The sequence below is a fragment of the Streptomyces sp. NBC_01478 genome (genome assembly GCF_036227225.1).
Classification (GTDB): Bacteria; Actinomycetota; Actinomycetes; order Streptomycetales; family Streptomycetaceae; genus Streptomyces.
In genome coordinates this window covers 922,593-939,785 of the sequence record NZ_CP109444.1, presented here as the reverse complement: position 1 = coordinate 939,785, position 17,193 = coordinate 922,593, and the positions used below count along the sequence as shown (strand labels likewise).

Annotated in this window: 15 protein-coding genes and 1 riboswitch; of the genes, 4 read left to right on the top strand and 11 right to left on the bottom strand. The window is 69.7% G+C overall.

The features are described from left to right. Position 1: 1 nt before the first annotated feature. The gene (locus tag OG223_RS04145) at positions 2–928 is read right to left on the bottom strand and encodes a carbohydrate ABC transporter permease (protein ID WP_329242475.1); all 927 of its coding nucleotides are present in this window, start codon (positions 926–928) and stop codon (positions 2–4) included. A gap of 294 nt (positions 929–1,222) precedes the next feature. Between OG223_RS04145 and OG223_RS04140 the strand changes: the two genes are divergently transcribed. Beyond that, positions 1,223–2,230: a LacI family DNA-binding transcriptional regulator gene (locus OG223_RS04140; RefSeq protein WP_329265125.1), complete on the top strand. Its 1,008-nt coding sequence runs from the start codon at positions 1,223–1,225 to the stop codon at positions 2,228–2,230. Between the two features lie 32 nt (positions 2,231–2,262). On the opposite strand, the gene gndA is transcribed toward OG223_RS04140, so the two are convergent. Beyond that, positions 2,263–3,732 carry an NADP-dependent phosphogluconate dehydrogenase gene (gene gndA / locus OG223_RS04135; protein ID WP_329242472.1) on the bottom strand — a complete coding sequence of 490 codons (1,470 nt, stop codon included), beginning with the start codon at positions 3,730–3,732 and terminating at the stop codon, positions 2,263–2,265. A 213-nt stretch (positions 3,733–3,945) separates the two neighbouring features. Next, on the bottom strand, positions 3,946–4,575 hold the full coding sequence (locus OG223_RS04130) for a GtrA family protein (RefSeq protein ID WP_329242469.1): 630 nt from the start codon (positions 4,573–4,575) through the stop codon (positions 3,946–3,948). Positions 4,576–4,730: 155 nt separating this feature from the next. On the opposite strand from OG223_RS04130, the gene OG223_RS04125 reads away from it, so the two are divergent. After that, positions 4,731–5,591: an endonuclease/exonuclease/phosphatase family protein gene (locus OG223_RS04125; RefSeq protein ID WP_329242466.1), complete on the top strand. Its 861-nt coding sequence runs from the start codon at positions 4,731–4,733 to the stop codon at positions 5,589–5,591. A 1-nt stretch (position 5,592) separates the two neighbouring features. On the opposite strand, the gene OG223_RS04120 is transcribed toward OG223_RS04125, so the two are convergent. Both OG223_RS04120 and OG223_RS04115 read right to left on the bottom strand, forming a co-directional pair. After that, complete coding sequence (locus tag OG223_RS04120) at positions 5,593–6,045, bottom strand: hypothetical protein (protein WP_329242463.1); 453 nt, start codon at positions 6,043–6,045, stop codon at positions 5,593–5,595. 202 nt (positions 6,046–6,247) lie between these two features. After that, the gene (locus OG223_RS04115; RefSeq protein WP_329242461.1) at positions 6,248–7,834 is read right to left on the bottom strand and encodes a C40 family peptidase; all 1,587 of its coding nucleotides are present in this window, start codon (positions 7,832–7,834) and stop codon (positions 6,248–6,250) included. Positions 7,835–7,842: 8 nt separating this feature from the next. Further along, a riboswitch (cyclic di-AMP (ydaO/yuaA leader) is annotated at positions 7,843–8,015 on the bottom strand. A 346-nt stretch (positions 8,016–8,361) separates the two neighbouring features. Between OG223_RS04115 and OG223_RS04110 the strand changes: the two genes are divergently transcribed. Beyond that, a complete protein-coding gene (locus OG223_RS04110; RefSeq protein WP_329242458.1) occupies positions 8,362–10,431 on the top strand; it encodes a DUF1996 domain-containing protein in 2,070 nt (689 codons plus the stop codon). A gap of 81 nt (positions 10,432–10,512) precedes the next feature. Here OG223_RS04110 and OG223_RS04105 read toward each other — a convergent pair whose 3' ends face one another. The 4 genes from OG223_RS04105 to OG223_RS04090 form a co-directional block, all read right to left on the bottom strand. Then, positions 10,513–11,958 (bottom strand): glyceraldehyde-3-phosphate dehydrogenase, encoded by a 1,446-nt coding sequence (locus OG223_RS04105; protein WP_329242455.1) that lies wholly within the window; start codon positions 11,956–11,958, stop codon positions 10,513–10,515. A gap of 173 nt (positions 11,959–12,131) precedes the next feature. Next, on the bottom strand, positions 12,132–12,446 hold the full coding sequence (locus tag OG223_RS04100) for an SCO5918 family protein (protein ID WP_329242452.1): 315 nt from the start codon (positions 12,444–12,446) through the stop codon (positions 12,132–12,134). A gap of 64 nt (positions 12,447–12,510) precedes the next feature. Beyond that, positions 12,511–14,082, bottom strand: coding sequence for a DEAD/DEAH box helicase (locus OG223_RS04095; RefSeq protein ID WP_329242449.1), 1,572 nt, complete (start codon positions 14,080–14,082; stop codon positions 12,511–12,513). A gap of 180 nt (positions 14,083–14,262) precedes the next feature. Next, positions 14,263–14,466 carry a cold-shock protein gene (locus tag OG223_RS04090; RefSeq protein ID WP_019056860.1) on the bottom strand — a complete coding sequence of 68 codons (204 nt, stop codon included), beginning with the start codon at positions 14,464–14,466 and terminating at the stop codon, positions 14,263–14,265. Between the two features lie 324 nt (positions 14,467–14,790). Between OG223_RS04090 and OG223_RS04085 the strand changes: the two genes are divergently transcribed. Next, a complete protein-coding gene (locus OG223_RS04085) occupies positions 14,791–15,786 on the top strand; it encodes an oxygenase MpaB family protein (protein WP_329242446.1) in 996 nt (331 codons plus the stop codon). Here the strand turns inward: OG223_RS04085 and OG223_RS04080 are convergent. Then, the gene (locus OG223_RS04080) at positions 15,734–16,540 is read right to left on the bottom strand and encodes a class II aldolase/adducin family protein (protein WP_329242444.1); all 807 of its coding nucleotides are present in this window, start codon (positions 16,538–16,540) and stop codon (positions 15,734–15,736) included. The genes OG223_RS04085 and OG223_RS04080 overlap by 53 nt on opposite strands. Positions 16,541–16,654: 114 nt before the next feature. After that, complete coding sequence (locus OG223_RS04075) at positions 16,655–17,107, bottom strand: Lrp/AsnC family transcriptional regulator (protein WP_329242441.1); 453 nt, start codon at positions 17,105–17,107, stop codon at positions 16,655–16,657. Between the last annotated feature and the right edge of the window lie 86 nt (positions 17,108–17,193).

Here is a 17,193-nt window from a genome sequence, read left to right as displayed (position 1 = left end):
CTCAGGCTCCCTTGCGCATGCCGCGGAGCTGCACGACGTAGGCGATGATCATGGTGATCAGTCCCATGATGATGGCGACCGCCGCGGAGTAGTTGTGCTGCTGTCCGTTGAAGGACAGCGAGTACGTGTAGAAGTTCGGCGTGTAGTCCGTCGTGATGGCGTTGCGCGCCAGCGGACGCAGGATGCTCGGCTCGTTGAAGAGCTGGAAGCTGCCGATGATCGAGAAGATCGTCGCGATGACCAGGGCGCCCCGGATCGCGGGGAGCTTGATGGCCGTGATGACGCGGAACTGCCCGGCACCGTCGATCTCCGCCGCCTCGTACAGCGAGGTCGGGATGACCCGCAGCGCGGAGTAGAAGATCAGCATGTTGTAGCCGACGAACTCCCAGGTGACGATGTTGCCGATCGACGCCAGCACCAGGCGCGCGGAGAGCGGGTCGGGCAGCGTGACGTCGAACGCGCTGTTGATGTCACCGACCAGACCGAACTGGGTGCCGTACATGAAGCCCCACATCAGGGTGGCGACCACGGCGGGCACGGCGTACGGCAGGAAGATCGAGATCCGGAAGAAGTCCCGGCCGAAGAGCCGGCCGCTGTCCAGGGCGAGCGCCACGAACAGGGCGATGCCGAGCATGATCGGAACCTGGATCACCAGGAACAGCGAGACCCGCTCCAGGGAGGACCAGAACTGGTCGTCCTGGAAGGCCTGCTTGTAGTTGTCCAGGCCGACGAAGTGGTTTCCGCCGATGAGCTGGTCGCGGAAGAGGCTGAGATAGATCGAGTACGCGATCGGAGCCAGGAAGACGAAGGCGAAGACCACCGCGAAGGGTCCGATGAAACCCCACCCTGTCCAGGATCGTCGGTCCCGTTTCTCCGACGGCCTGTTGGGAGGCCGAGTCGCGGCCGCAGGGGGCTGAAGCGTCGTCATGTAGTTCCTCGCTCGTCCATCTCGGAACCGGCGTCACACGCCGTCGCGATGGTTGCGTAAACATCCAGGTCGGGGAGGGCCTCGGCCTGTTATGTTTACGTAAACATCTGATGGCGGCATGTCTACACTGCCCCAATGTCGGTGGTCAAGGGCCGTTTGGTGAAACGTGCCCGAGGCAATCGGATCGATAGGGGAAGGAGACGGGTGGACACAGCGCACGGTGCCTCGGCCGGCACCGAGGAGCCCCGTAGACGCACCGGGAAACGGACCACGCGGCGCGCCCCGAGCGCGTCCATGGCCGACGTGGCACGCCTGGCCGGCGTCTCCTCGCAGACCGTGTCCCGGGTGTCCAACGGTTACGCGGGTGTGAACGAGGAGACTCGGCAACAGGTCCTCGCGGCCATGAAGGAGCTGGGCTATCGGCCCAACAGCGCCGCCCGCGCGCTCAAACGCGGTGAGTTCCGCACCATCGGCGTGATCACCTTCAACCTCTCCACCACCGGCAACATGCGCACCCTGGAGGCGATCGCCACCTCCGCCGCGCACGAGGGCTACGCCGTCACGCTGCTGCCGGTCGCCGTGCCCACCCAGGACGAGGTGCGCGGCGCCTTCTCCCGGCTGGGCGAACTCGCCGTCGACGCGGTCATCGCGATCATGGAGGTCCACCTCCTCGACGCGGCGACCATCTCGCTGCCGCCCCATGTCCAGGTCGTCGTCGCCGACTCCGACGCGGGCGACCGCTACAGCGTGGTCGACACCGACCAGAACGGCGGTGCGCGGGCCGCCGTACGCCATCTCCTCGATCTCGGCCACCGCACGGTCTGGCACCTGGCGGGCCCCCAGGAGTCCTTCGCGGCCCAGCGCCGCGCCGACGCCTGGAGCGCCGAACTCGCCGACGCGGGACGGCCGGTGCCCCCCGTCGTACGCGGCGACTGGTCGGCGGAGTCCGGCTACCGCGTGGGCCTGGAACTCGCCCAACAGGCCGACTGCACGGCGGTGTTCGCGGCCAACGACCAGATGGCACTGGGCCTGCTGCGGGCCCTGCACGAGCGCGGCCGGCGCATCCCCGAGGACGTCAGCGTCATCGGCTTCGACGACATCCCCGAGGCCGGTTCCTTCCTGCCGCCCCTGACCACCGTCCACCAGGACTTCGCCGAGGTCGGACGGCTGTGCGTGGAGGGTGTCCTACGGCGGATGCGGCAGCGGGGCGACGAACACGGCACCACGCTCGTGCCCACGCAACTCGTCGTACGCGACAGCACCGCACCGCCCGCCGCACACACGCCCGGCCCCCCTGCCTGAGCAGGAGGGCCGGGAGGTCGGATCGGTACGGCTCAGGCCGTCGTCTCCGGGCGGCCGGGGCGCGACCAGTGCGTGTGGAAGCTGCCGGTGCGGTCCGTACGGCCGTAGGTGTGGGCGCCGAAGAAGTCGCGCTGGCCCTGGAGCAGGGCCGCCGGCAGCCGGTCGGCGCGCAGCGTGTCGTAGTGCGACAGCGCGGCGGAGAACGCCGGGACGGGGATGCCGCGGCGGGCCGCCGAGGCGACCACCTCACGCCAGGGGACCTGCGCGTCGCCGATCTCCCGCGCGAAGGTCTCCTCGCCGAGCAGGCTGACCAGACCCGGGTCCGTCGTGTACGCGGCCCGGATGCGGTCGAGGAAGGAGGCGCGGATGATGCAGCCGCCGCGCCAGATCCCGGCGACCGCGGCGAGGTCGATCGACCAGCCGAACTCGGCCGCCGCGTCCTGGATCATCTTCCAGCCCTGGTCGTAGGCGATGACCTTCGAGGCGTACAGCGCCTGTTCCACCTGGGCGGTGAACCGGTCGGCCTCGGTGCGGCTCAGCGGGGGAGTGGTGCCGCCGGGCAGCCCGCGGTAGGCCGCGCGCAGGTCGCCCTGGCTGGAGGAGGCACGGGCGAAGGTGGCCTGCGCGATCGCGGTGACCGGCGAACCCAGCTCCAGCGCGGTCTGCACGGTCCAGCGGCCGGTGCCCTTCTGCCCGGCCGCGTCGGTGACGATGTCGACGAAGGCCTTCCCGGTCTCCGCGTCGGTGTGGGCGAGGACCTCGGCGGTGATCTCGATCAGGTAGGAGCCGAGCCGCCCCTCGTTCCAGCGGCGGAAGACGTCCGCGATCTCGGCGGGGGTGTAGCCGCCGACCTGGCGCAGCAGGTCGTACGCCTCGGCGATGAGCTGCATGTCGGCGTACTCGATGCCGTTGTGCACCATCTTGACGAAGTGCCCGGCGCCGTCGGTCCCGACGTGCGTGGAGCAGGGCTCCCCGTCGACCTTCGCGCTGACGGACTCGAACATCGGACCCAGCACGGCGTACGACTCCGCCGAACCGCCGGGCATGATCGACGGCCCGTTCAGCGCGCCCTCCTCGCCGCCGGAGACACCGGCGCCGACGAAGTGGAGGCCCTTGTCGCGCAGGGCGGCCTCGCGGCGGCGGGTGTCGGCGAAGTGCGCGTTGCCGCCGTCGATGATCATGTCGCCGGGCTCCATCAGCGCGGCGAACTCGTCGATCACGGCGTCGGTGGCCGGACCGGCCTGCACCATGATCATCAGGCGGCGGGGCTTCTCGAGCGCGGCCACGAACTCCTGTGCCGTCTCGGCCGGGACGAAGGCGCCCTCGTCGCCGTACTCCTTCATCAACTCATGGGTGCGGTGCGGCGAGCGGTTGTGGACGGCGACCGTGTAGCCGTTGCGGGCGAAGTTGCGGGCCAGATTGCGGCCCATCACACCCAGGCCGGTGACGCCGATCTGCGCGGTGGCGTCGGCGGCTGGGCTGTTCGGTGCGGATGCGTTCATGGGGTGCCTGTTCTCCGAGTCGGTGACGTGGCTGGTCGGCGCTGGGCGCCCATGTCCGCAGGTACGTGTGTGATCACGAATTGACTCGAAGTACGGGAGCCCGATTCGTAATTCGTTCCGGCGCCGCGTCGTGGGCGGCACGTGTGACCTGGCAGCGGACGGTGTCCCTGCCGGTGGCGCGACCGACTCCGGACGCGGAGCGCGCTGTCGTCGCTAGCGGGCGCCTGCGAGGGCCGGAGCCTCCAACTTCAGGGGCAGGGGCCGTAGTTCGGTCCGGCGCGGGCGGTGCGCCGCGGTCCGTGCGGGACGGTGATGTGGCCCCGCGGGGCGCAGGGGGCTTGTCCGCACCGGCACCGGCACCGGCGAGAACACCGTCCCGGCCGCCCTCTGCTCCGGCACGGCCGTCCGGTCGCGACCGGTGGCGAAGACGTACAGGCGCAGCAGCAGGAAGCGGGCGAGGCCGGCGAGTCCCGAGGCGCCGAGGTAGACGAACTGCTCGGTCAGCATCCCGGGCGACGACTGCACCAGGTGCAGAACGAACATCGCGGCGCAGGTCACGACGTAGGCCACCGCGGCCGAGCCCGCCGACTGCCAGTGCTCGCGCCATCCGGCGGACCGGCCCGACCCGAAGGTGAAGCGGGCGTGCAGTTCCGTGCACAGGAGGGTGGAGACGACGGTGATCAGCGCGTTCGCCAGCGCCCAGGGCATCTGCTCGGCCAGCAGCGCCACGGCGCCGCTGGAGAGGACCCCGACACCGCCGCCCAGTACCACGAACCGGGCGAAGGAGGCGAGCGGACCGGGGGCGGCCGGGGTCCGGGGCGCGTCGTCCATGGCGGTCTCCATCCGCTCCGTACGCTGCGCCTCTGTTCTGCGGCCGCGTAAGTTTGCTTGACTTACTCAACTATACAGAAGTGCTTGAGTTACGCAAGTACATTGCCGGAGTGGGGGAGCCCGCGAAGCGCCTCGCACAGGCGGACTACGTACAATGCGCGCTGATCATGGGTGACTTACTGGTGAGATGCGCGACGTTCAACGTGCTGCACGGTCGGGAGATCCAGCCGGACGGCCGCCCGAAGACGGCTGCCCCCGGCGATCCCTCGGCGCCCCTCGCCGAAGCCGTCGCGTCCCTGGACGCCGATGTGGTGGCGCTCCAGGAGATCGACTGTCTCCAGGAGCGGTCGGGCGGTGTCGACCAGGCCGCGGTCGCCGCCGACGCGATGGGCGCACGCGACTGGCGCTACGCGACGGCGCTGCACTGCCGTTCCGTACCGGGCCGGGGCTGGGTCCTCGACCCGGCCGAACCCGGGATGCGCGTCTACGGCCCCGGGGTCGGGCGGCCCGAAGTCCCTTCGCACGGGCTGGCGTTGCTGTCGAGGCTGCCGGTCCACGAGTGGCGGGCGCTACGGCTCCCGCCGGCGCCCTTCGGTATGCCGCTGCGGGTCGCCGGGCGGGCCACTCCGGTGCTGGCCAGGGATCAGCCCCGGGCCGCCCTGGCCGCCGTACTGGAAGGTCCGCAGGGCCCGTTCACCGTCGTGGCCGTGCATCTCTCGTTCGTGCCGGGCTGGAACATCGGCCAACTCCGCACCGTGCGCCGCTGGATCGCCGATCTGCCCCAACCCCGGGTGGTGATGGGTGACTTCAACCTCTTCGGTGCTCTTCCCCGGCTCACCTTGAACGCCACCGCGCCGCGCGGCTGGCGGAGTTCGGTGCGGCGGGCGACCTTCCCGTCGCACCGGCCGCTCGTCCAGCTCGACCACGTCATGACGACGGGGCTCGCCGAGGACGCGGTGGGGACGGTGGCCGTGCCGAGGTCGGGAATCTCCGATCACCGGCCGCTGGTGGTGGAGCTGTCGCTCTGAGTCAGTTCCACAGGGGGTAGGTCACGGTGTGCTGGAACTTGTCCGGCCGCGCGCCGGGATACGTCAGGGTGATCTCGCCGTACTGCCGCACCTGCGGATGCCGCTTCCAGGTCTGCGTGGAGTCGAGCCGGACGGTCACCGGGAACGAGTGGAACTTGCCCACCGCGCAATAGGGCTTGCAGTCGTTCACCACGTTGACACCCGTGGCCGTCGCGGAGTTGGCGTTCCACTCCGTCCAACGCAGCGATGTGAGGCGGCTGTTGCCGTCGCCGCAGGCGAGCATGAAGTCGGTCGGGCGCACCTCGGGATGCCACAGGCAGTCGACCAGCACGGGGTCCTGGAGCTGCCGGTGGGCGGTCGCCGCGGCCGGGGCCGCCGACGAGGTGGCGACGGCCGGCCCGAGCAGGGCGGCGGCACAGAGCGTCACGACGCCCACCATGGTGTGTTTGTACATGTCCGCTCCCGGCCGCCTGTTCGTCCTCGTCGCCCCGCACCCGCACCGGCGGTGGCCCGCCTGCCGGGGCGCGGTCGTCGTGTCCCTCTCGACGCTACGACCGTGCCCCAGGATGCACCACTCGTACGGGCCGACGACGCGGTTGGCCGGGAGTGTCCCGAGGTGTGCGGTCAGGGCCGGGAAATGCCCGGCCCCGACCGGATCAGGCGGGTCGTACGGCGCCCCGGATGGCGGCGGAACCGGCGTAGAAGATCGACTCCTCGCGGATCGGCGTGCCCGGGCTCGGCGCGTGGATCATCAGGCCGTTGCCGGTGTAGAGACCGACGTGGTCGATGCTGTCGTAGAAGAAGATCAGGTCGCCGGGGCGGATGTCCGTGAGCGGGACGAGCGTGCCGGCGCCGGACTGTTCCTGGGCGGTGCGGGGGAGGATGACGCCCGCGGCCTTCCAGGCGGCCTGGGTGAGGCTGGAGCAGTCGTAGGCGTCCGGTCCCGCCGCGCCCCACAGGCACGGCCTGCCGATCTGCGCGCGGGCGAAGGCGAGCGCGGTGGCGGTCTTGCTGTGCGTGCCGGCGTCCGGTGCGGCGGGGACGGCCGTGGTGGTCAGCGGGCTCATGGCCGGGGCCGGGGGAAGAATGATCTCCGGAGCCAGGGTGGGCGCGACCGCCGGGGCCGCGGCGAAGGAGACCTCGGGGGCGGGGGCGGGCGGCTGCCATTCCTGCTGCGGCGGGCGCCAGTCCGGTTCCGGCGTGGTGTACCAGGTGGGCTGGCCGGCGGGCTGCTGGGGCACCATCGGGAGCTGGCCGGTCGACCAGGGCTGCTGCTCGGTGACCGCGGGGAACTGTCCGGTCGCCCAAGCCGGTTGCTCGGTCACCATGGGCATCTGTCCCGTGGACCAAGCCGGCTGTTCGGCCGCCACGGGCATCTGCCCGGTGGACCAAGCCGGTTGCTCGGTGACCACGGGCATCTGCCCGGTCGACCAAGCTGGTTGCTCGGTCACCATGGGGAGCTGGCCGGTGGACCAGGTGGCCTCAGGGGCGGACCAGGACGGCTCCGGGGGCGGCCAGGTGGCGCTCGTCGGGGCGGGCTCGGTGCGCGGTGCGGCGATGTACGGGAGCAGGTCCAGGCTCGCGGTGAGCGGGTCGAAGGCCGGCGCCGGGGCGAACTGCTGTGGCGTCACGACGGGCGTGGGCGGCACCTCGATGGCCGGCACGGGCGGCAGGTCGAGGACGGTCGCCTGAGGCATCTGAGCCATCGAGGGCTGAGTCATCTGGGTCTGAGCCGTCTGAGGCGACTGGGGTGCCTGCGGTGCGGCGGGAGGCAGCGCGGCGATGGGACCTGCAGTCAACTCCGCGACAGGGGCCGCGAGTTGCGAGGCGGCGAGCTCCGGTACGGCGGCGGTCCCCGCGGTCAGTTCGGCCACGGCGCGGCCGGCGCCTTCGGCCTCGGGGCGTCGCTCGGACCGTTCGGGCCGGGACTCCGCCGGGCGGGCGGGAGTCCTGCGGGGCGGCAGGATCGCCGGTACGGTCGGGCCCAGTTGAGCGCGGGCGCGGTCGAACAACTGCCGGGTGACGGCGTCTTGAGCGGGGTCGGAAGGACGCGACGCGCTGGGGCGGGGCTCGACGCGCTTGCGCGGGTTCCCGGACATCGCACGCGTGGCGTTGTAGTTTCCGGTGGCCGTCTCGGCCCTGTCGTACAGGGAGTTGATCCGCCGCTGGACTTCGTCACGGCTGGGTCGGTCTTCCACGGTGGGGCCACTGCCTCCGGTGCGCGTACCTCGTTCTGCCGGCATGGCAGACGTGCTCCTTCCGTATCGCGCCTACCGAGTTAGCTGTCGGGTTCGGGCGGCGATCACGGAAGGTTTGCCCTACGGCCCTTGCCCGGAAGGGCGGTTGGGCCGATTCACCCCAAGTCGGTTGGGTCCCCGGTTCCGGCTGCCGCGAGCGGCACGCCGGATTCGGCGCAAGCCGCGCGGCCCGGCGCTGATCGCCGGAGTAGGTCGTACGGCCTGAGCGTCAACTTAGCCAACGTGTGTGCCTCGTGTGAAGGTTGAAGCGCGATATGTCCGATACGTTTTTGTGACCTTTACCTCGCCCAGATACTTCACCTGGTGCGTCGAGGGTTCATGGGCCCGCCGGGCCGGGTGATCCATATGAGGTCGCTATGAATTTTTGGGACGGTTGAACACACCGGGGTTCGGTTCCGTATTGGGTCGGGGGATTTCCATGCCGGGACGATCCGGGCCGACCGATACGTGTAGGAGCAACTTCCTTGGCACGCAACACGCGCAGACGCCCCACAGGCGCACGACGCGCGACGATGGCAGCAGTCGCCCTGATGCTGGGCGGCGGAGGACTGGTGGCGGCGAACGTCTACGCGTCGGCGTCCGAAGGCGGCTGGGGCGGTGACTCCTCCCAGCAGGGTTCCCCGGACGCGGCGTCGGACGGCGCGACGATCGACTGCCCGGACGTGGGCACCCAGTTGACGACGGTCCCCGATGAGGCGAAGACCGAGGTCGACACCCAACTCGCGCTTCTGGACCAGCAGATAACCGAGGCCTACCAGAAGTTGAAGGACTCGACTGAGTCCATACGCCAGGACGCGTCCTTCGCCGACAACGCGATCATGAATCCGTTGAAGGAGAAGCGCGCCGCGACCATCGCCCGGATCGACGACGCCATCGCACGGGTCGGGGACCGCCCCGAGGGACTCGACGAACTGGCCGGCTGCACGCTGATCGCCCCGACGAACGGCGACCAGAGCGGCGGCGACGACCAGAGCGGTAGCGCCGACCCGACCGGCCAGGACCAGCAGCAGGGTGACGGCCAGGGCCAGCAGGGCAACCAGCAGTCCACCAACGGGCCCGTCGCCTCGGACTACGCGGACATCACCTCCGTACAGCCCAACGTGAACGCCCCGCAGGAACAGGCGAACGCCTCCCGCGGCACGTTCGTCACCGCGTGCGGCGTGAACGAGAACGGCCTGTTCAACTCCGACAACGTGATCGTCGCGCCCGGTGTCACCAACGGCGCCCACCACTTCCACGACTACATCGGCAACCAGTCCAACAACGCCTTCGCCAGCGACGACGTTCTGGCGAAGGCCGACACGAGCTGTGAGAACCCGGGCGACAAGTCCACTTACTACTGGCCCGTGTTGCGCCTCCAGAACGGCAAGCAGGAGCAGGACGCCGACAAGCCCGGCGGCGGCACGGAGGGCAACTCCGGTCAGATCGTGACGGCGAAGGCAGCCACGCTGACGTTCGTGGGCAACCCGCAGAGCAAGGTCGTCGAGATGCCGCGTCTGCTGCGCATCATCACCGGCGACGCGAAGGCCTTCGTGAACGGCCCGGCCAACGCCAACGCCTCCTGGAGCTGCACCGGGTTCGAGGACCGGCAGCTCAAGGACAAGTACCCGCTGTGTCCGGCGGGCAGTGACGTGGTGCGCACCTTCAAGTTCCAGAGCTGCTGGGACGGCCGCAACATCGACAGCGCCAACCACCGCACCCACGTGGCCTTCGAGGCCGCCGACGGCTCCTGCCCGGCGGGCTTCGAGGCCATCCCGCAACTGGTGCAGCGGATCGTCTACGACGTCGACGCGCCGAGCCTTCAGGACGGCGGGAAGACGACCCCGCTGTTCGCGGTGGACTCCTTCCCCGAGCAGCAGCACAAGCCCGTCACGGACCACGGTGACTTCATCAACGTCTTCGACGAGGGCCTGATGAAGGACATGGTCAACTGCATCAACAACGGCGAGAAGTGCGGCGCCGGCACGGACAACGACCCCGGTTCCGGCGGGGGTTCGGGTTCCGGCGGTGGATCGGGTGACGGTTCGGGCGGCGGCTCGGGTACGGGCGGCGGTTCGGGTGAGCCGCAGGAGTCCCCGTCGGCGACCGACACCGCCACGGCGGCTCCCACCGACACCGCGTCCGACGAGCCCGGCGGCAACGGCGGGAACGGTGGCAACGAGGGGAGCGGCGGCAACGGCGGCGGCAACTCCGGTCACCAGCCCTCCGCGGATCCCGCGACGAGCGCGCCGGACACCGGGGCCAATGCCCCCGAGCCCACCGACACCCAGACCACCGACCCCGGAGATCTGACGACCGCCGTGTCGGTCCCCAAGGCCGACACGAAGACCGAAGGGTCCAAGTCGACCGAGACGCAGGGGAGTTCGGACAACGGCTCCGGCGGCCAGGTCGGCAGCCCCGTGACGACACCGCCCGCCTCGTCCTCGGGCGGGGAGAGCTACGCGGCCGTAGGCCCGAACCAACCGCAGGCGCAGGGCGGGCTGGCGGAGACCGGCGCGAATCTGTGGCCCGCCGTGGCCGGAGCGCTGCTGCTCGTCGCCGGGTTCGTGGTGCTGTACCGAGGCAAGCGCAGTTCCCGTTGACACAGCGCACTCTGTGACAACGACGGCCCGGCCGCCCGCAGTTGGGGGCGGCCGGGCCGTCACACGTGCAGCGTGCCCGGGTCAGACAGCCGGTGCGGGGTACGTCGGGTACTCGACCCCGGAGACGTGCTGGACCACGCGGACGACCTGGCAGGAGTAGCCGAACTCGTTGTCGTACCAGAGGTAGAGGATCGCGTTGTCGCCGTCGACCTTGGTGGCGCCCGCGTCGATGATCGAGGCGTGGCGTGAGCCCATGAAGTCGCTCGACACCGCGTCGGGGGCGGTGGTGAAGTCGATCTGCCGTTTGAGCGGGGACGTCAGCGAGACCTGGCGGAGGTGGTCGAGGACCTCGGCGCGGGTGGTCTCGCGGCCGAGCCGCAGGCTGAGGATCGCGATCGACACGTCCGGCACCGGGACGCGGATCGAGCTGCCGGTGATCGGCGCCTTCAGGTCGGGCAGCGCCTTGGCGACGGCGGAGGCGGCACCGGTCTCGGTGATCACCATGTTGAGCGGCGCCGAACGGCCGCGACGGTCGGCCTTGTGGTAATTGTCCAGCAGGTTCTGGTCGTTGGTGAACGAGTGGACGGTCTCCACATGGCCGCGCAGCACACCGTACTCGTCGGCCATCGCCTTCAGCGGCGGCACGATCGCGTTGGTGGTGCAGGACGCGCAGGACAGGATCTGCTCGTCCGGCTTGATCGTGTCGTGGTTGACGCCGTGCACGATGTTGGGGACGTCGCCCTTGCCGGGCGCGGTCAGCACGACCTTGTCGATCCCGGGCCGCAGATGCTGCGAAAGTCCTTCCCGGTCACGCCACTTGCCCGTGTTGTCGATGAGGATGGCGTCCTTGATGCCGTACGCCGTGTAGTCGACCTCGGAGGGGTCGCCCGCGTAGATCACCTTGATCTCGTTGCCGTTGGCGATGATCGTGCCGCTCGCCTCGTCGACGGTGATCGTGCCCTGGAAGGGGCCGTGGATCGAGTCGCGGCGCAGCAGCGAGGCGCGCTTCACGATGTCCTGGTCGCCGCCCTTGCGGACGACGACGGCGCGCAGCCGCAGTCCGTTGCCCGAGCCGGCCTTCTCGATGAGCAGGCGGGCGACCAGGCGGCCGATGCGGCCGAAGCCGTAGAGGACGACGTCGCGTCCCTCGCGGCGCTCGATCTTCTCGGCGCCCGTGGCACCGGCGACGGCCTCGGCGGTGAACTCCTCGACGGACAGGCCGCGTTCGTCGCTGCGATGGGTCGCGGTGAGCATGCCGATGTCGATCTGGGAGGGGCCCAGGTCGAGCGTGGTGAGCGTCCGCAGATAGGGGAGGGTCTCGGTGACGGAGAGCTCCTCGCCGTCGATCTGGCGGGCGAACCGGTGGGTCTTGAGGATGCTGACCACCGACTTGTTGACCAGGGAACGGCTGTGCAGCAGGACAGTGACGTCCCGCTCGCGGTGCAGCTTCCCGATCATCGGGATCATCGACTCCGCGATCTCCTCGCGGGTCTTCCAGTTGGTGAACGAGTCCTCGTTGACAGGCACAGGTTTCTCTTTCGAGCTAGACGGCGCTCATATGCTAACCCGCTGTTCATCTGCTGGTTCAGCAGGGGTGCCGCCCGGCCCGTGGACCGCTGTGGGAACGCCGAGAGGGCCCTGCCGACGCGCGTCGGCAGGGCCCTCTCGGTTGTTCCTGGTGTCGCTTCTACACGGGGTCCCTACGCGTCCTGGACCGCGCCGCTGCCCAGCAGCGCCGACGCGTTCTCCACCGGAGTGAGGACGTGCACGGGGACCACCTCGGGCAGGCCGTGGCAGGTGAAGCCGAGCCGGGTCATGGCCCGGATGACCTCGCCGCTGTTGAAGTCGCGGGGGTCCTGCCGGGTGATGACCTGCCCCACCTGCTTGACGGGGTAGCGGCGCCGCCCGATGGTCACGGACTCACCCGTGATCAGCTCGGGCTTGATGCCCTTCATCGTCTCCAGGACTCCCATCTTGGTGAGGTCGAAGGGATACCGGGCGATGACACAGCGCATGTTGCCTCACAGAGAGAAGGAGGATCGGGGGCCGAACGGGCGCCCGAAGGCGCCGAGTTGGTCCTCAGGCCGCAGGACCGAAGGACGACCGTCGCTGCCCCCGGCTGCTGCTGCCGCCACTGCCGCCACTGCCGCCGCGCCGCGCCGCACCACCGGCGGACCGGCCACCCTCGCCGGCCGGGCGGCCACGACGGCCCCGCGACGACGAGGAGGACGGGCTACGGCGGGTGCGCTCGCGCTCCACGACCGGGGCCTGGATGACGACCGGGACGCCGGACGGGGCCTGGGCGCCCGTGATCCGGGTCAGCTCCTCCTCGCCCGACCGTACCGAGGTCACCTCGGGGGTGACGCCGGCCGCGGTCATCAGGCGGGTGAAGTCACGGCGCTGGTCGGGGGTGACCAGCGTGACGACACTGCCGGACTCGCCCGCACGGGCCGTACGGCCGCCGCGGTGCAGATAGTCCTTGGGGTCGGTGGGCGGGTCGACGTTGACGACCAGGTCGAGGTTGTCGACGTGGATGCCGCGCGCCGCGACATTGGTCGCCACCAGCGCTGTCACATGCCCGTCCTTGAACTGGGCGAGCGTGCGGGTGCGCTGCGGCTGGGACTTGCCGCCGTGCAGACCGGCCGCGCGGACGCCGCTGTTCAGCAGGTGCTTCACCAGTCGGTCCACCGCGTGCTTGGTGTCCAGGAACATGATGACCCGGCCCTCGCGCGCCGCGATCTCGGTGGTCGCCCGCTGCTTGTCCGTGCCGTGCACGTGCAGGACGTGGTGCTCCATCGTCGTGACCGCGCCCGCGGAGGGGTCGACGGAGTGGACGACGGGGTCGGTCAGGTAGCGGCGGACCAGGAGGTCCACGTTGCGGTCCAGGGTGGCCGAGAACAGCATCCGCTGGCCGCCCGTCTGCACCTGGTCGAGCAGAGCGGTGACCTGGGGCATGAAGCCCATGTCGGCCATCTGGTCGGCCTCGTCGAGGACGGTGATGGACACGCTGTCGAGCCGGCAGTCGCCGCGCTCGATGAGGTCCTTGAGCCGTCCCGGGGTCGCCACCACGACCTCGGCACCGCCGCGCAGCGCCCCGGCCTGGCGGCCGATCGACATGCCGCCGACCACCGTGGTCATGCGCACGCTGATGGCGCGGGCATACGGGGTGAGCGCGTCGGTGACCTGCTGGGCCAGCTCGCGGGTGGGGACGAGGACGAGGGCGAGCGGCTGACGCGGCTCGGCTCGGCGGCCGGCCAGGCGGGCCAGCATCGCGAGGCCGAAGGCGAGGGTCTTGCCGGAGCCGGTGCGACCGCGACCGAGTACGTCACGGCCGGCGAGGGAGTTGGGGAGCGTCGTCGCCTGGATCGGGAACGGGACGGTGACGCCCTCGTGGCCGAGCGCGGCCAACAGCTTTGCGGGCATGTCGAGTTCGGCGAACGACTCCACGGCGGGAAGGCCGGGGGTGACCGTCTTCGGCAGCGCGAACTCGCCCTGCAGCGCGACCGGTCGGCCGCCGCCGCCCTTGGAGCGGCGCGGCGCGCTGGAACGGTTGCCGGACGGGGCCGCCGAGCGGTAGCCGCCGCTCTTTCCGGATTCCGGATTTCCATTGCGCTTTCGCGAGAAGCGGTCATTCGTACGTGCGCGGTTCAAAATGTGGAACCTTCCTTGATATGGCACGTATCAAGGAATTCCCGCGGTGAATGAACGGCGCAGAGAATCGCAAGAACGAGCCGGTGGCTTCGGCGGAATATCGCCGAAAGCATGGAAAATGCAGCGAGCTGGGGCCCGCACCCCAAGGTGCGGGCCCCAGCTACGAAGTAAACGTCGTCGTTACGCAGGAACGATGTTCTCGGCCGTGGGGCCCTTCTGGCCCTGCGCGATGTCGAAGGTCACCTTCTGACCCTCCTGGAGCTCGCGGAAGCCCTGGGCGGCGATGTTCGAGTAGTGGGCGAAGACGTCAGCGCCGCCACCGTCCTGCTCGATGAAGCCGAAACCCTTTTCCGCGTTGAACCACTTCACGGTGCCACTGGCCATTTTGTTCTCCTTCGGGGCGGTCAGCGGAGCCCACAGTGTGCGGACTCCGTGTCGCCGTGATGATCACCCCGCCGGAAAGAAACCGGACACACAAAAAAATGCTCCACCGTCCCTGGGGGCCGGTGTGGGCATCTGAAGGGTTTGGCAACCACAACTGCAACTGAGATCAATAGTAGCACGGCGCGATCGGCCGTGTGCGGTCGTTAATTTCATTTCTCATGTCGCCGACGTAGATATTGGGTTTCGCGCCGGTCGGCGCGAGACGGGTGCCTCGCCCCGCTCCGGGTATGAGAAGGAAGGCAACCCGGCAGTCAGGAGTGGTCCGTGAGCACACCCGGCGACCCGCCGACGCCCGATCCGCTCGGGCCGACGTCATTGGCCTGGCGGTACTTCAGTGACTGGCGGGGCATGCTGATCGGCCTCTGGGCCGGGTCGATGCAGAACATGCATCCCGCCCTCGGCGCCGGGGTCGAGGAACACTCCCACTTCTTCGAGGAGCGCTGGGAACGGCTGCTGCGCTCGCTCTACCCGATCGCCGGCGTGGTGTACGACGGCCCGGACGCGGCCCGTACCGCCCGCGCCGTCCGCGACTACCACGTCGGCATCAAGGGCACCGACCGCCAGGGCCGGCGCTACCACGCCCTCGACCCGGACACCTTCTTCTGGGCGCACGCGACCTTCGTCATGGTCCCGGTGCTGGTGGGCCAGTACTTCGGGCGGCCGCTGACGGAGGAGGAGAAGGAGCGGTTCTACGCCGAGAGTCTTCAGTGGTACCGGCTGTACGGCGTGAGCGACCGGCCCGCCCCCGACAACTGGGCTGGATTCACCGCGTACTTCGAGCGGATGTGCGCCGACGTCCTGGAGGACAACCGGGCGGCACGCGCCGTGCTGGACATCCGCCGCATAGGCAGGCCACCTCAACTGAGGTGGCTGCCGGAGGTGGTGTGGGGGGTGATCCGCGGGCCGCTGACCCGGCCCTTCGTCTGGCTCACCGTCGGGATGTATCCGCCCGCGGTGCGCGCCAGGTTGGGCTACCGCTGGTCGCGGCGGAGTGCGGTCGGGCTGTGGCTGCTGGGCCGTGCCGTCGCACTCGGCTGGCATCTGGTGCCGTTCGAGCGGCGCTACCACCCGCGGGCCCGGGCCGGCTGGCGGCGGGCGCGCGGTCTCGCCGTAGGACCGGTCGAGACGCCGCGGCGGAATCTGCCACCCGAGGAGCGCCGGGGCGACGGCAAGCACTACGTGCCGGATGTGCAGTCCCCGCGGAGTCTCAACCCAGGACGTCGGGTTCCTCCTCCACCACCAGGTCGGCCAGGAGATTGAAGTTGTGCCGCGCCATGTTCGCGTTGCTGAACTGCCGGTGCGCCAGGGTGACTTCCTCCTCGGTCATGATGCGCGGCCGGCCGGCCGCGTCGGCGAGGAGCTGCATCTGGCACGCGCGGTCCATGGTGATGAACCACCACGCGGCCTCTTCGACGGACCGTCCGACCGTCAGCAGGCCGTGGTGGCGGAGAATGGCCGCCCGTCGGCCGCCGAGCCGGGTGGCGATCCGCTCGCCTTCGGTGCGCTCCAGCACCAGGCCCTTGTACTCGTCGAACACGACATGGTCGTCGTGGAAGGCGCAGGACTCCTGCACGATCGGGTCCAGGAGCTTGTCCAGTGACGCGAAGGCCCTGCCGTGGATGGTGTGGGCGTGTGCCACCGCCACGACGTCCGGACGGGCCTGGTGGATGGAGGAGTGGATCCAGAAGGCCGCCTTGTTGGTCCTGCGTTCGCCCTCGACGACCCGGCCCTCCTCGTCGATGAGAAGCAGGTCGCTGACGCGAATCCTGGAGAAGTGCACCGCGTACGGGTTGACCCAGAACCTGTCGGGGAACTCGGGGTCCCGCGCGGTGATGTGTCCGGCGATGCCCTCGTCGAAGCCGTAGCGGGCGAAGATCCGGAACGCCGCCGCCAACTGCCGCTTGCGGTGGGCGCGTTCGGCCTCGATGGTCTCGCGGCTCTCGGCCAGGCGAGGAATGTCCAGTTCCTCGGCGTTGTCGAAGTCGATGTCGTTGCTGCCGGTGGTGATGGACATCGGGACGTCCTTTCCGATGCGCGGTGAATTTCTTTCAGGCTGCAACCATCTTCCGTCGCATGTCAACCTCAGAGGCAAGAAAAGTTGCCCAGGGGGCACGGCGCTCCCGCCCGTTCAGTCACCCCTGCGCCACGCGCCGAGCACCATGAGCGTCTTCGTGCCGATCACCGCGCCCGTGCGCCGGAGCCGGTCGATGACATCCCTCAAGTGCTGCACGTTGGTCACCCGGACGCGGACCAGGGCGTCGGGGTCGCCCGCGACGGTGAAGACCTCCAGGGCCTCCGGGACGCTGGTGGCGGCCATCGTGATCGCCTCGACCTTGACGTCACCGGCGAACCGCAGCTCGACGAAGGCCTCGAAGCTGGAGCCCAGCTTTCCGTGGTCGAGGGTGACCGTGTAGCCGGCGATGACTCCGACCCGCTCCAGCCGGTCGACCCGGCGTTTGACCGCGGACGGGGAGAGGCTGACCCGTTCCGCGATCTCCGTCATCGTCCGGCGGCCGTCCTCGACCAGTAGCTCGAGAATCGCGCGGTCGACGCTGTCGATGAGTTCCGTGTCAGTCGTCATGTCGCCCTCCTGGCGCCTGATTTTTGCGGAGGAGCCTGTTCTGGCTCGACTTTTTTGCATCACGTGCAAGATACCCGCAACTTAAT

Bases quoted from the DNA above. Each gene is read 5' to 3' on its own strand.
- OG223_RS04115 (WP_329242461.1), bottom strand. From the start codon at position 7,834: ATGCCGGCAGAACGAGGTACGCGCACCGGAGGCAGTGGCCCCACCGTG.
- gndA (WP_329242472.1), bottom strand. From the start codon at position 3,732: ATGAACGCATCCGCACCGAACAGCCCAGCCGCCGACGCCACCGCGCAG.
- OG223_RS04100 (WP_329242452.1), bottom strand. From the start codon at position 12,446: ATGCGCTGTGTCATCGCCCGGTATCCCTTCGACCTCACCAAGATGGGA.
- OG223_RS04140 (WP_329265125.1), top strand. From the start codon at position 1,223: ATGGCCGACGTGGCACGCCTGGCCGGCGTCTCCTCGCAGACCGTGTCC.
- OG223_RS04075 (WP_329242441.1), bottom strand. From the start codon at position 17,107: ATGACGACTGACACGGAACTCATCGACAGCGTCGACCGCGCGATTCTC.
- OG223_RS04125 (WP_329242466.1), top strand. From the start codon at position 4,731: ATGGGTGACTTACTGGTGAGATGCGCGACGTTCAACGTGCTGCACGGT.
- OG223_RS04110 (WP_329242458.1), top strand. From the start codon at position 8,362: ATGGCAGCAGTCGCCCTGATGCTGGGCGGCGGAGGACTGGTGGCGGCG.
- OG223_RS04130 (WP_329242469.1), bottom strand. From the start codon at position 4,575: ATGGAGACCGCCATGGACGACGCGCCCCGGACCCCGGCCGCCCCCGGT.
- OG223_RS04120 (WP_329242463.1), bottom strand. From the start codon at position 6,045: ATGTACAAACACACCATGGTGGGCGTCGTGACGCTCTGTGCCGCCGCC.
- OG223_RS04080 (WP_329242444.1), bottom strand. From the start codon at position 16,540: ATGTCCATCACCACCGGCAGCAACGACATCGACTTCGACAACGCCGAG.
- OG223_RS04145 (WP_329242475.1), bottom strand. From the start codon at position 928: ATGACGACGCTTCAGCCCCCTGCGGCCGCGACTCGGCCTCCCAACAGG.
- OG223_RS04090 (WP_019056860.1), bottom strand. From the start codon at position 14,466: ATGGCCAGTGGCACCGTGAAGTGGTTCAACGCGGAAAAGGGTTTCGGC.